This window comes from Bradyrhizobium sp. 186 (assembly GCF_023101685.1).
In the GTDB taxonomy this organism is placed as follows: Bacteria; Pseudomonadota; Alphaproteobacteria; order Rhizobiales; family Xanthobacteraceae; genus Bradyrhizobium.
In genome coordinates, this window is record NZ_CP082164.1 from 4663366 (window position 1) to 4676167 (window position 12802).

The window sequence follows — 12802 nt, forward strand, 5'->3', positions numbered from 1 at the left end:
GTGGACGAGGCTAATGCGCGCCCATCTGGGCGAGCAGCTCTTCGATATCGATATCGATCTGGCCGGCCGCCCGGACGTGGCGAACCTCCAAACTGTCAGGCTGGAAACAGTACTCGACGAGACCCGTCTCCTTGATCGCGATCCGGTCCTGGCGCTTGTCGTTGATGACGAAGCCGGCCGATGGTGCCCAGATGTGCCGGGTATGGTGGAACGTGAAGTCACGCCGCTGGTGCACGTGACCGCTGGCGATCAGGCGCAGATCGACGTTCCCGAACATCTCGATCAGCCGCGCCCGCGCCGGCTGCGGCACGTAGCGGATCGAGGTTTCGGGAAGTTCGGGATCGTCAGGCAGGTTGAGAAACATCGGCTTGTGCACGAACAGCGCGACCGGCCTGCCGTTCGTGCGCGCGATTTCCGAGGCCAGCCAGTCGAACTGCTCGGCCTCGAAAGCCAGCCCTGAATTCATCACCAGCGAATTCAGACCGATGAAGCGCCAGCCCGCCGCCTCGAACGACCAATGGTCTTCGCCGATGATGTCGCAAAACCGCTGGCGGTGCGCTTCCTCGACCGGCGGCGTCGGCGCCGGCCCGATCGCGGTGGGATTATCGCCGATGTCGTGATTGCCCGGAAGGTAGCGGCAGCCGACGGGCAGGGCGTCGTGCAGGCTCTTGGCGAACGCGACGTCGTCACGGCTGGTCGGCCCGTCAAAGGAGACGTCGCCGGTGTTGACGACGAGATCAGGCCTTGAGGCGTCGATGTGCTCGCTGATCGCCTGAAAATTCGCGATCAGGCCGGGAAAGTGCCGGCCGAGATGGGTGTCGGAAATCTGGGTCAGGCGGAATTCGAGCATGGTGCAAGCATACCCTGATCAGGCGTCGGAACGATGACGCAGCTACAGCACGCGATAGCGGATCGTGTAGGCGTCCTGCGGCGCGACGCTGCCGGCCAGCGGCGTGGCGATGCGGTCGGCGAGGTGCCAGGGCCCGAACTGTTCGGAGCGATGGGGTTCGGCGGGCAGGCGAAGGCGGAATTCGAAGGTACCTTTTCCGGGCAGGTTGACGACCAGCACCCGGTCCGCGGTGCGGTAGTTGAGCGCCACCGCGCCGCGCAGCAGCGCGCGTCCGTCGGCGAGGTCACTGACGCTGTCGACCAGCGCCAGCGTCTGGTTGCGGTCGGTGTGCAGCTCGATCTGGGTATCCGCAACGGCCGTGAGGGTCTCCTTGGGCATGCGGATCTCGAACTCGACCGCGGGCTTGGACGGGTTGAGCCCGAGATAGGCAAGCGCGGCGTGACGCATGTCGTAGGCGACGAAGACGAACAGGACGGCCGCGGCGAGCGCGGCCAGGCCATGCCTGAGCACGTCGCGCCGGGTCCGGTAGCCGGTGCGGACATAGACGGTCATCGTCAGCGCGACCGCAAGCGCGGCGGCGATGCCGGCCAGTGCCGACATCAGGATGCCGAGGCGGCCGTCGGGCGATTCGATGAAGAGGTTGACCAGGTTGGACAGGGTGTTCATGGCGGTATCTCGCCCGGGCCTGCGGAAGGCCGAAATCGCTTTAACTATCGACGGTTAGTCGCCGGATCGGGAACGGTGGTTCAACTCGTTCATTGTCAGCGTCAATAGTCGCGGCTAATGACGGTCAGCGGCATTTCGCCTTGCGGGAAAGTACCGATGTCCGTTCAAATGGTTTTGCTGCCGGTCTTCGTGCAGGTCGGGCTTACCTTCGCGCTCCTGATCGGGATGGCGCTGGCGCGCCGGCGCTCGCTGGTCTCGGGTGAGACCAAGAGCCGCGACGTTGCGCTGGGCGAGCCGAACTGGCCGGACGGCGCCACGCAATTCGCCAATTGCTACCGCAACCAGTTCGAGCTGCCGGTGCTGTTCTACGCCCTGATCGCGCTGGCGCTGCCGCTCCGCCATGCCGACCTCTTCATCGTGCTGATGTCCTGGGTGTTCGTGGTGACGCGCTTTGCCCATGCCGGCGTCTTCGTCTCCTCGAACGATCTCGGCCGGCGCTCCATGATCTGGCTTGCCGGCGTGCTCGTGCTGCTGGCGATGTGGATCTACTTCGCGCTGAAGATGTTTTTGCTGATCTGAAAGATTTGAAATGACCCCCGCTGCCCGGCTGTCCGCGGCCATCGAACTGATCGACACCATCGAGAAAGACCGCGTGCCCGCGGCCAAGGCGCTGAAGGAGTGGGGCACCGCGCACCGCTTTGCCGGTTCCGGCGATCGCGCCGCCATTGCCGGTCTCGTCTGGGACGTGCTGCGCCGCTATGCCTCGAGTGCGTTCCTGATGGACGCCGACACCGCGCGCGCCCGGCTGATCGGCATGCTCCGCCTCGAGCGCAACATGGATGCGGCGACCATGGCCGCACTGTTCGATGGCAGCCGGTTCGCGCCCGCGCCCCTGACGGAGGCCGAGCAGGCCGCACTCGCCTCCCGTTCCCTGAAGGACGCACCCGCCGCGGTCGCCGGTGACTATCCGGAATGGCTCGATTCCCATCTGGCAAAAGCGTTCGGCGAGGACCGCGCGGCGGAGGCGGCCGCGATGGCGAGCCGGGCCCCGCTCGATCTGCGCGTCAACACGCTAAAATCCAATCGCGACAAGGTGCTGCGCGCGTTGGCTCATCTTCATGCGAAACCGACGCCGTGGTCGGCAACCGGCCTGCGCATCGAGCTTTCGGCCGATGCGCGCAATCCCGGCATCCAGGCCGAAGAGGATTTCATCAAGGGCGGCGTTGAAGTGCAGGATGAAGGATCGCAGCTTGCAGCCAGCTTCACCGCGGCAAAACCCGGCGAGCAGGTGATCGATCTCTGCGCCGGCGCCGGCGGCAAGACGCTGGCGCTCGCCGCCATGATGCAGGGCAAGGGCCGGCTGATCGCGACCGACAGCGACAAGCGCATGCTCGCGCCGATCCACGAGCGGCTGTCGCGCGCCGGCGTCCACAATGCCGATGTCCGCACGCCCAAGGGCGAGGCCGATCCGCTCCAGGACATCCACGCCTCGGCCGATCTCGTCGTCATCGACGCCCCCTGCACGGGCACCGGCACCTGGCGCCGCAATCCCGACGCCAAATGGCGTATGCGTCCCGGCGCGTTGGAGATCCGCCTGAAAGACCAGGCCGAGGTGCTGGAGCGCGCCGTGCCGCTGGTGAAGCCGGGCGGCCGCATCGCCTACATCACCTGCTCGGTGCTGCCGGAGGAGAATGGCGAGCAGGTGAGGGCGTTCGTCGCGCGGCATCCCGAATTCTCGGTCGTCCCGCCCGGGCAGACCGCGAGCGTGCTCTGGGACAAGGCCGAGGATTTCGCGCAGGCCGCGCTGCAATCCGACGAGGGCTGGCTGATGACCCCGCGGCGGACCGCCACGGACGGGTTTTTCGTCTCGGTGCTGAAGAAGACTGGCTGACCCCAGCTGTCATTCCGGGACGCCCGGAGGGCGAGCCCGGAATCCATTGCGCGGCGTTCTCTGTGGTTCCATGGATTCCGGGCTCTCGCTGCGCGAGCCCCGGAATGACGACCTCATCCACCATCCCGCGCAAACAAAGCCCCGCGCACCGAAATTCGGTGGCGGGGCTTGGATAGTCCTACGATCTGCCGGTACGTCCGTGGTCAGATCGCGAGATGCGCGACGAACTAGCCGGCGCGGAGGTTGTCAGCCGAGGACTTGCCGCTGCGGCGGTCCGCGACGATGTCGAAGGAAACCTTCTGACCCTCGTTGAGGGTGCTCAGACCAGCGCGTTCAACCGCGCTGATGTGGACGAAAACGTCCTTGTCGCCGTTATCCGGCTGGATGAAACCAAAACCCTTTTGGTTGTTGAACCACTTCACTGTGCCCATTGCCATAGTCATTTCCCTTCATTGAGGATGCATTCAGGGGGACTAGAACGCAATGTTTTGCGCCCATCGTCCCGATTGGTCGATTTTGGAGAAATACCTGAAACGTGCTCACCCATTGGAAATGAGGCGGAGCGGCCCAGTCGTTCGGCCAAGGATCGATGATCACAATCTAGCGAATTATTGGGGCAACTTCAAGACGGCACGCGCTGGTCGCGAACCCCGCGGACTTTGCTATTTTGCGGTGCACACAGCCCCCGCCCCCAGGGGGCCCTCAATCCACGATGAACAGCGTCGCCCCCGTCGCCGTCGAGGAGCGATGCGCGGCGTCGCCAAAGTCCGAGACCTGGTAGCTCATCCCGGCCGTGAGCTTGAACTTGCGCCCGTCGCGCAGCTCGCTGTCGAGCTCACCCTGCAGCACATAGAGCACGTGGCCGCGGTCGCACCAGTGATCGGCGAGGTAGCCGGCCGAATACTCCACCATCCGCACCCGGAGATCGCCGATGTTCAGCGTGCGCCACAACGCCTGCCCGGTCTCGCCCGGATGCACCGTCGGTTCAACCTGGCTCCAGTCGGTGACGGTGAAGGGGGAGGTGGGGAGTTTCATGGGGTGATCCTGTTCGGCGCCGACCTCGAGGGATAGCGGACTGAACAGCTAGCTGGTCGCGCCATATTATGTCAATGATACTTACCTATATCGATTTGTCCATGCCCAAAGAAGGATGTGGGCGCGCGGCCCGCGCGGTTGCGGGGAGGGACGGCGTCGCGTATTTGCTTGCCATGACAGCAGCACAGAACGACCGCTCCGCGTCGACGCTCTCCGTGGCCTCGGCGCACGACAAGATTCTCATCGTCGACTTCGGCAGCCAGGTGACGCAGCTGATTGCGCGTCGCGTGCGCGAGGACGGCGTCTATTGCGAGATCGTCCCGTTCAATAAGGCCGAAGAGGCCTTCAAGGAGTTGAAGCCGAAAGCGGTGATCCTCTCCGGCGGGCCGGAGTCGGTGCACGAGGCGGGCTCGCCCCGCGCGCCGCAAGCGATCTTCGATTCCGGCGTGCCGGTGATGGGCATCTGCTACGGCCAGATGACGATGGCGGCGCAGCTCGGCGGCCACGTCGAGGGCGGCCATCACCGCGAGTTCGGCCGCGCCGACGTCGAGGTGAAGGCCGGGAGCAAGCTGTTCGAGGACACCTGGTCGCTCGGCGGCAAGCATCAGGTCTGGATGAGCCATGGCGACCGCATCACCAAGATGCCGCCGGGCTTTTCCGTCGCCGGCACCTCGCCGAATGCGCCGTTCGCGATCATCCAGGACGAGACGCGCAGATACTATGGCCTGATGTTCCACCCCGAGGTGGTGCACACGCCTGACGGCGCAAAACTGATTCGCAATTTCGTGCGCAAGATCGCAGGCCTCTCCGGCGACTGGACCATGCGCGCCTTCCGCGAGGAGGAGATCGCGAAGATCCGCGCCCAGGTCGGCAAGGGCAAGGTGATCTGCGGTCTTTCCGGCGGCGTCGATTCGGCTGTCGCCGCCGTGCTGATCCACGAAGCCATCGGCGAGCAGCTGACCTGCGTGTTCGTCGACCACGGCATGCTCCGCCTCGACGAGGCGAAGACGGTGGTCGACCTGTTCCGCCACCACTACAACATCCCGCTCGTGCACGTGGATGCCTCGAAACAATTCTTGGGCGAGCTCGAAGGCGTCACCGATCCCGAGACCAAGCGCAAGACCATCGGCCGCCTCTTCATCGAGGTGTTCGAGCAGGAGGCGAAGAAGATCGGTGGCGCCGATTTCCTCGCGCAAGGCACGCTCTATCCCGACGTGATCGAGAGCGTCTCCTTCACCGGCGGTCCCTCGGTGACGATCAAGTCGCACCACAATGTCGGCGGCCTCCCTGAGCGCATGAACATGAAGCTCGTCGAGCCCTTGCGCGAGCTGTTCAAGGACGAGGTGCGCAAGCTCGGCCGCGAGCTCGGCCTTCCCGAAATCTTCGTCGGCCGCCACCCGTTCCCGGGGCCCGGCCTTGCCATCCGCTGCCCCGGCGACATCACCCGCGAAAAACTCGACATCCTGCGCAAGGCCGATGCCGTCTACATCGACCAGATCCGCAAGCACGGCCTCTACGACGACATCTGGCAGGCCTTTGCCGTGCTGCTTCCGGTGAAGACCGTCGGCGTCATGGGTGACGGCCGCACGTATGATTTCGTCGTGGGCTTGCGCGCCGTCACCTCCACCGACGGCATGACCGCGGACTTCTACCAGTTCGACATGAAGTTCCTAGGCGAGACCGCCACGCGCATCATCAACGAGGTGAAGGGCGTGAACCGGGTGGTGTATGACGTGACCAGCAAGCCGCCGGGGACGATTGAGTGGGAGTAGGGGGCGTGCTCCTGCGGTAAGTCGCATTGTTCGAATTGGGGAGATCGAAGTTGAGGGGCTGCGCCGAATAAGTCATGGGATTCGGGGTCTTCATCCATCGCTTGGATTCGATCTATGATGACAGTCCCGCTGAACGATATCAGTTTCCCGCTCAGTACTTGCGTCGCGTTGAAGCCTGCGTCGGAGACTGGATTATCTACTATGAACCGAGCAAGGTCGCTGAAACGCGAGGCTACTTTGCGATTGCAAGGGTTCAGCAAGTTATTCCCGACCCCGGAACTTCCGGGATGTATCTCGCGCTTGTCGAGCCGGGAAGCTATCTCGATTTCGCCAGTCCCGTTCCGTTCAACGGAGTGACCGGGCCGGTAGAGCGCGGCGTCCTAAATGAGCAAGGCCGAATTTCGGGACGGGCTCAATCAGCAGTCCGCCCAATCTCTGCCGACGATTTCAGTAGAATAGTCGAACTTGGTTTTGCGGAAGGGGCACCTTTGTTGCCCCGGCTCGATGATGACGTTCAGTCGCCTCATTTTGATGAGGAGCAGACACCGTTCAGGTTCGACCAGCAGCGCGACCGCGTTAGCCTCACAGTATCGAGGGTTTTGCGCGATCGCGTTTTTCGTCGGATTGTACTGCGTGCCTATGATGAGCGTTGCGCAATCACGGGACTGAAGCTCATCAATGGAAAGGGGCGGGCAGAGGTAGCGGCGGCTCACATACGGCCAGTGGAGGCGAGCGGGCCGGATATCATTAGCAATGGGATCGCTCTGTCGGGCACCGCGCATTGGATGTTTGATCGAGGTCTCATCAGCTTGGCGGACGATTTGGAAATCTTGATCTCGCGTCAAACCAACGATTTGGAAGGAGTGCGATCAATCATCAACAAGACCGGTCGCGCGCTTGAACCGCGGCGCATATCGGATCGTCCACATCCGTATTTTCTAAGGCGGCATCGCGATCATTGTTTCAAGCAATAGCCGACGGCGATCTCCCGCACAGTTGCGACGATTGCGGAGAGTATTGAACGTCGGTCGATCATTCGTCTTTTCCTTCCGCTGTTAGTGTCTGTCCGGGAACATCTTGAATCATCGGAATCATTTATGATTCAAGGGTGGCGGTCCGATTCGAAGGGGCGCCCATGTGGACGAAGGAGAACCGCGGTCGTTACGACCGAAGCCGGCTACGCTATCCAAGCGATTTGACTGATGAGGAATGGGCGTTGGTGGAGCCGCTGATTGCGCCAGCCAAGCGAGGCGGCAACAAGCGCACGGTCGATGTGCGCGAGGTGATCAATGGCCTGATGTATGTGCTGAGCACCGGTTGCCAATGGCGAGCGATCCCGAAGGACCTGCCGCCACGCAGCACGGTGCACGACTATTTTGACTTGTGGGCTTGGAACGGCACGCTCGATCGCATCCATCACGCGCTCTATGTACAATGTCGAGAATTGGCCAACCGAGAACCCAGCCCGAGCGCCGCCATCATCGACAGTCAAAGCGTCAAGAGCGCGGAAAAAGGGGGGCGTGGATCGACCCGCATGGCTACGATGCGGGCAAGAAGATCAAGGGCAAGAAGCGCCACATCCTAGTCGATACTCAAGGCTTGCTGCTCCACGCCCTCGTGCATTCGGCGGACATCCAGGATCGTGACGGTGGGGTGCTGGTGATGGCCACGCTGTTTGGCCTGCATCCATTCCTGCTGAAGCTCTATGCTGACGGCGGCTATCAGGGGCCGATCTTTCAGTCCGCCGTTCGCAAAATCCTCCGGCAAATCGACGTCGAGATCGTCAAGCGCTCCGATACAGCAAAGAGTTTTGCGATCTTGCCCAAGCGATGGATCGTCGAACGCACCATCGCCTGGCTCAACCGCTGCCGCCGTTTGGCCAAGGATTGGGAGTGCCTCAACCGAAAGGCATTGGCGTTCTTGCGCCTCGCCTCAATCCGCCTCATGCTGCGAAAGCTCTGCCAAAAAACAGCATGATCCCGGACAGACTCTTAGGCAGATTGGTCGCGTTTGGCGAACTCTTCCGCAGCGATACGGATCGCCTGCTGTGTCGCGGGATAACCGCTGTAGGCTATGAGATTGATCAGCGTTTCGACGATCTCTTCGTGGCTTGCACCGACGTTCAAGGCGGCGTTGATGTGCACGCGCAAAGGAGTTTCCGTCGTCGCGGAACCGATGGCTGCCAAAGCCGCGCAGGCGGTGAGCTCACGAGTCTTCAGATCGATTCCTTTGCGCGAGAACACCTCACCATAGGAATGCTCGACGATCATGCGCCCTAGGTCCGGCGCGATGTCGTCAAAACTACGGACCACGGCATCGCCTGACGATGCCGAGGTTTTCGCAAGCAGAACCTTCCCCCGCTCTAGTCGATCCGAGCGGCTCTCTGTATCGACGGGCGTGGGGATATCGACCTTAAGCGGCAGGACTCCGAGCGCGAAGACATTCTGAGCGATAGAGAATGCGTTCAGAGCTGACGGGAAGCCACGGTAAACGCTGAGCTGGATCAGAAGCTCGATGATCTCTTCGCGTATCACGCCATTTGCAAAGGCGCCGGCCAGATGAAGGCGAAGCGCGTCGTTGCGGTTACCGCTCGCGGCTAGCATCGCGATAATTGCGAGCAGCTTGGCCTGATGGTCGAGTCCCTCACGGGCCAGCGCCTCTCCGAACGCGAAATCGATCGAAAGCTGCGCGAGGTCGGGCGCGGTGCCAGCAAAGCGGTCGAAATAGTCCTGCGCATCGCCGCTTACGAGCCGGTCCAGCATGTCCTGTCCGGTCCATCCGCGCCCCACTCCATCACCTGTCTTAGGTTCGATGGGTTGAAACGATAGCTCTCGTTCGGCGAACACCGACCGAACGATTCCTACGGCATTGACGGTGGCCGGGAAGCCCAGGATTGCAACCGATACGAAGAGCAATTCAACGATCGCGTTAGGCTCACCGCCAGCATTGAGAAAGCCGGCTATATGAAATTTCAGTTGCGGCTGGGCGCTTCCATCGGCCAGCAGCATGGAGATGGTGCATAGCTGCCTTAGCGGGAGATCAAGGCCCGGGCGGGATAGCACATCGCCGTACGGGTATTCGACGGTGAAGCGCGAAAGATCGGCGGAGGTTTCCGCGAGAGCATTGATCGGCCCGTCAAAATTTTCCCCGCCGATCTGGCGAAGTATCTCCAGACCGCGCGAAAATCGATCCCCACGAGATTCCGACGCCATGGCATAGTTACTCCTACTGATGACGAAAGAGCTTGTTGCAGCAAAGAAAGCTGTCTCAATGAGGCGCCGCCGCGACGCATTTCTTCTTTCGCAACGGCATCCGAACCTGACATCCCAAACTCTCCAGCTCTGCCTTCCGTCCCCACTTCACTTTCGTTCGAAACTCTGCTGCGGCGATTGCGATAAATCCAATGCATAATTACTATAATCGTCATGAAGCGCGTTCATCTCGCAAATATCGACCTCAACCTTCTCGTGGTGTTCGACGCTCTGGTCTCCGAGGGCCATGCAACCCGGGCCGCCGAGCGCATCGGTCTTACCCAGCCGGCCGTTAGCCACGCGCTCAATCGTCTCCGGGTGCTTTTCGGCGATCCACTCTTTATTCGATCTCCGCGCGGCATGGTGCCGACCCCGGCGGCACTGGAGGCGGCGCCCGCAATCCGATCGATTCTTGAACAGGTCGAGAGTGTGCTTCGGGGTGGCCGCGCTTTCGATCCACCGGAGAGCACCCGACAATTCGTCCTCGGGCTTTCAGACTACGCTGCGCTTGTCTTGCTGCCGCGACTTACGGCCCGCCTCGATCGTGAAGCGCCCGGCGTATCGCTCACGATCCGCAATACCAGCCGCAGCGTCGGCCTGGCGATGTTGGACGACGGTGCGGTCGAGCTCATTGCCGGCAATTTTCCGGAGCCGCCGACACACATGCGGGAAGAACTCCTCTACGAGGAGGACTTCGTCTGCGCGGCCCGGGGCGATCATCCTAGCCTCGACGGTTCCCTTGACCTCGACCGCTATTTGTCCCTTCGACACCTGCAGGTCTCGATGAAAGGAAATCCCCACGGCTATGTCGACGCGGTTCTGGCGGAAAGGGGGGTGAAGCGTAATGTTGCCGTTACGGTCGGACACTTCCTGATGGCGCCGATGCTTGTTGATGCATCCGATCTTGTCGCGACCGAGCCGCGCCGTCTCTTCGGATCGCTTGCGGGTCGGCTACCGCTCACGCTCCTCCCTCCGCCGATTGAGATACCGCCCTTCCGGGTCGTTCAAACTTGGCACGCCCGATACGATACCGACCCCGGTCATCAATGGGTCCGGCAGGTGATACGTGAAGTGGGCCAGTGGGCCTGATCAGTCACAAGGCCAATCCCCTTGGGCGCCCCAACTGCCACGATACCGATCCACCTTGGACGATTCCCGTCACCTCTTTGCCAAGCTGGCGGTCGATCACCGGCCGCCATGGGACCAGAATTACGGTGACAGTGCATAAAACTTGCAATGCCTGACCCAGGCCCCACCAGGTCCAGGCGCCTGCCTGACAAGCTCGATATCCTGCGCAAGGCCGACGCCGTCTACATCGACCGGATCCGCAAGCACGGCCTCTACGACGACATCTGGCAGGCCTTTGCGGTGCTGCTGCCTGTGAAGACGGTCGGCGTCATGGGCGACGGCCGCACGTATGATTTCGTAGTGGGCCTGCGCGCCTTGACCTCCACCGACGGCATGACCGCGGACTTCTACCAGTTCGACATGAAGTTTTTGGGCGAGACCGCGACGCGCATCATCAACGAGGTGAAGGGCGTGAACCGGGTGGTGTACGATGTGACCAGCAAGCCGCCGGGGACGATTGAGTGGGAGTGAACGGGAGTACCGTGGAGTCGTATCGGATAGCAGAGGACACTCGAGCGAATCCCAGGCCATCGATAGCAGTCGATAGATTCTAGGCGACCCGCAGATCTGCCGCTCTGTCGGGCGTCTCCCCGCTCTTCGAACGGCGCCCATACGCCGTCAGGCCCACCCCAACCTTCGCGACTTTGTGGCCTTCAAATATCCGGTCGCGCGCTGCTCGAAACAGTTAGCGCGCGCGACCAGTTCTCGGCGTCGATCACACGGTCGTAGATCGATTACTGCTCCTGCTTGAACAAATCCTGGAAGATGAGCGGGCCCCAAACGCGGCCGCGTGCGTGCACCAGCGCGCCACCCTCGTTGAGCTTTCCCAGCTTGACGGGTGCGAACCCGAGTTGTTTGGCCAAGGCCGCCACGGGAGCGATCGCGTCCTCGTCGTCACCAGACAGAAAGACGACCCGGTGGCCGCCGTCGACGACCGGATCGGTAGCCAGGGTGGCTGCAATCAGATGATTGAAACCTTTCACGAGCTTGCCGCCGGTGAACGACTTCGCAACGAAGGCGGAGGACGGGAGGCCGTCCAGCTCTTCAGGGACTGGAAACGCGTTCATCGCGTCGATGACTGTCTTGCCTTTCCAGCTCGGCAGGGCCTTCGCAACCTCGCGATGCTCCCCGAAAGGGACCGCCAAGATGATTGTGTCGGCCTCGACTGCGTCCCGCAGCGACTTGGCGACGACGGTGGGTCCAATCGCCCGAGCCTGCGGCGCCAACGCCTCGGGCGGCCGGCGGCTCGCGACGGCCACCTTGATGTTCTTACGGGCGAAGGCCCGGGCGAGAGCCTGGCCTACCGCACCGAATCCTACAATCGCATAGCTCATAATACTTCTCCGATCCGTCTTGATATTGATTCCCCGGCCCTTCAGATGGCCGAGAAGCCGCCGTCGACAGACAACTCCACCCCATTCACGAAGCTCGAATCGTCTGAAGCAAGAAACAGCGCGACCGCCGCAATTTCCTCAGGACGCCCCATCTTTCCCCGCGGGATCAGGGATTCGAACATCCGCTTCGCCTCCTCGGTGAGAACTTGGTCCTGCATCGGTGTGGCGATCGGCCCCGGGCTCAGCACGTTCACCCGGATATTCCTGCCCTTCAGTTCGTTGAGCCAAGTGCGTGCGAATGAGCGCAACGCCGCCTTGCTCGCCGAATACACGCCGTAACCAGGAAAACCTTTCACCGAGGCAACTGACCCGGTCATGAAGATCGATCCGCCATCGTTGAACAGCGGCAACGCCTTCTGAACCGTAAACAGCGTGCCGCGCGTATTCAGGTTGAAGGCCGCATCGAAATGCTGCTCGGTAATCTCGCCCAGTGGGACGGCTTCGCCCATGCCTGCGCTCGCGTACAGGACGTCGATCTTGCCCTTTTCCCGCTTGACCGTATCGAACAGGCGGTCGAGGTCGTCGAGATTGGCCGCGTCGCCGCGCACGCCGGTCACGTTCCGGCCAATCAGCTTGACGGCCTCGTCCAGCGCCTCCTGCCTCCGGCCCGTGATGAAAACATAGGCGCCTTCTTCAACGAACCGCTTGGCGCTCGCCAGCGCCATACCGCTCGATCCACCCGTGATGACTGCAACCTTACCCTCAAGCTTTCTCATGATTTCTCTTTCAGACTCCGTCTTTGGTTGTTCGGGGATGCTCCCGAGAACCTCAACATGGGTCCGCCGGCGCCAGGCGTTGAGTGCGGAAACGCGCAC

12 protein-coding genes and 3 pseudogenes are annotated in these 12802 nt (G+C 62.1%); 7 read left to right on the forward strand and 8 right to left on the reverse strand.

What is annotated here, in order from left to right; translation table 11 throughout:
* Window positions 1-10: 10 nt before the first annotated feature.
* Both IVB18_RS22195 and IVB18_RS22200 read right to left on the reverse strand, forming a co-directional pair.
* The gene (locus IVB18_RS22195; protein ID WP_247991081.1) at window positions 11-850 is read right to left on the reverse strand and encodes a metallophosphoesterase; all 840 of its coding nucleotides are present in this window, start codon (window positions 848-850) and stop codon (window positions 11-13) included.
* A 42-nt stretch (window positions 851-892) separates the two neighbouring features.
* Window positions 893-1516 carry an acriflavin resistance protein gene (locus IVB18_RS22200; protein ID WP_247991082.1) on the reverse strand — a complete coding sequence of 208 codons (624 nt, stop codon included), beginning with the start codon at window positions 1514-1516 and terminating at the stop codon, window positions 893-895.
* A 156-nt stretch (window positions 1517-1672) separates the two neighbouring features.
* Between IVB18_RS22200 and IVB18_RS22205 the strand changes: the two genes are divergently transcribed.
* On the forward strand, window positions 1673-2095 hold the full coding sequence (locus IVB18_RS22205; protein ID WP_247991083.1) for an MAPEG family protein: 423 nt from the start codon (window positions 1673-1675) through the stop codon (window positions 2093-2095).
* Between the two features lie 10 nt (window positions 2096-2105).
* Window positions 2106-3407, forward strand: a complete 1302-nt coding sequence (locus tag IVB18_RS22210; RefSeq protein WP_247991084.1) for an RsmB/NOP family class I SAM-dependent RNA methyltransferase — start codon at window positions 2106-2108, stop codon at window positions 3405-3407.
* 227 nt (window positions 3408-3634) lie between these two features.
* Here the strand turns inward: IVB18_RS22210 and IVB18_RS22215 are convergent, their stop codons facing one another.
* Together IVB18_RS22215 and IVB18_RS22220 are read right to left on the reverse strand one after the other, a co-directional pair.
* The gene (locus IVB18_RS22215) at window positions 3635-3844 is read right to left on the reverse strand and encodes a cold-shock protein (protein WP_045000506.1); all 210 of its coding nucleotides are present in this window, start codon (window positions 3842-3844) and stop codon (window positions 3635-3637) included.
* A gap of 265 nt (window positions 3845-4109) precedes the next feature.
* Entirely contained in the window at window positions 4110-4442 is a 333-nt protein-coding gene (locus IVB18_RS22220) for a DHCW motif cupin fold protein (RefSeq protein WP_247991085.1), read from the reverse strand.
* A 173-nt stretch (window positions 4443-4615) separates the two neighbouring features.
* Here IVB18_RS22220 and guaA point away from each other — a divergent pair, with 173 nt between their 5' ends.
* The 3 genes and pseudogenes from guaA to IVB18_RS22235 all read left to right on the forward strand — a co-directional run bounded on the left by guaA (window position 4616) and on the right by IVB18_RS22235 (window position 8191).
* Window positions 4616-6214, forward strand: a complete 1599-nt coding sequence (gene guaA / locus IVB18_RS22225; protein WP_247991086.1) for a glutamine-hydrolyzing GMP synthase — start codon at window positions 4616-4618, stop codon at window positions 6212-6214.
* A gap of 74 nt (window positions 6215-6288) precedes the next feature.
* Window positions 6289-7188 carry an HNH endonuclease gene (locus tag IVB18_RS22230; protein ID WP_247991087.1) on the forward strand — a complete coding sequence of 300 codons (900 nt, stop codon included), beginning with the start codon at window positions 6289-6291 and terminating at the stop codon, window positions 7186-7188.
* A 161-nt stretch (window positions 7189-7349) separates the two neighbouring features.
* A pseudogene (locus IVB18_RS22235) lies at window positions 7350-8191 on the forward strand (IS5 family transposase).
* Window positions 8192-8205: 14 nt separating this feature from the next.
* Here the strand turns inward: IVB18_RS22235 and IVB18_RS22240 are convergent.
* Complete coding sequence (locus IVB18_RS22240) at window positions 8206-9426, reverse strand: carboxymuconolactone decarboxylase family protein (protein ID WP_247991088.1); 1221 nt, start codon at window positions 9424-9426, stop codon at window positions 8206-8208.
* 213 nt (window positions 9427-9639) lie between these two features.
* Between IVB18_RS22240 and IVB18_RS22245 the strand changes: the two genes are divergently transcribed.
* A complete protein-coding gene (locus IVB18_RS22245) occupies window positions 9640-10554 on the forward strand; it encodes a LysR family transcriptional regulator (RefSeq protein WP_247991089.1) in 915 nt (304 codons plus the stop codon).
* A 4-nt stretch (window positions 10555-10558) separates the two neighbouring features.
* Here the strand turns inward: IVB18_RS22245 and IVB18_RS22250 are convergent.
* Window positions 10559-10672: pseudogene (locus IVB18_RS22250) on the reverse strand (DUF3363 domain-containing protein); the annotation flags it as partial.
* Window positions 10673-10740: 68 nt separating this feature from the next.
* On the opposite strand from IVB18_RS22250, the pseudogene IVB18_RS22255 reads away from it, so the two are divergent.
* A pseudogene (locus tag IVB18_RS22255) lies at window positions 10741-11064 on the forward strand (GMP synthase (glutamine-hydrolyzing)); the annotation flags it as partial.
* A 263-nt stretch (window positions 11065-11327) separates the two neighbouring features.
* On the opposite strand, the gene IVB18_RS22260 reads toward IVB18_RS22255, so the two are convergent.
* On the reverse strand, window positions 11328-11927 hold the full coding sequence (locus tag IVB18_RS22260) for an NAD(P)-binding domain-containing protein (RefSeq protein WP_247991090.1): 600 nt from the start codon (window positions 11925-11927) through the stop codon (window positions 11328-11330).
* A gap of 41 nt (window positions 11928-11968) precedes the next feature.
* Complete coding sequence (locus tag IVB18_RS22265) at window positions 11969-12703, reverse strand: SDR family oxidoreductase (protein ID WP_247991699.1); 735 nt, start codon at window positions 12701-12703, stop codon at window positions 11969-11971.
* Between the last annotated feature and the right edge of the window lie 99 nt (window positions 12704-12802).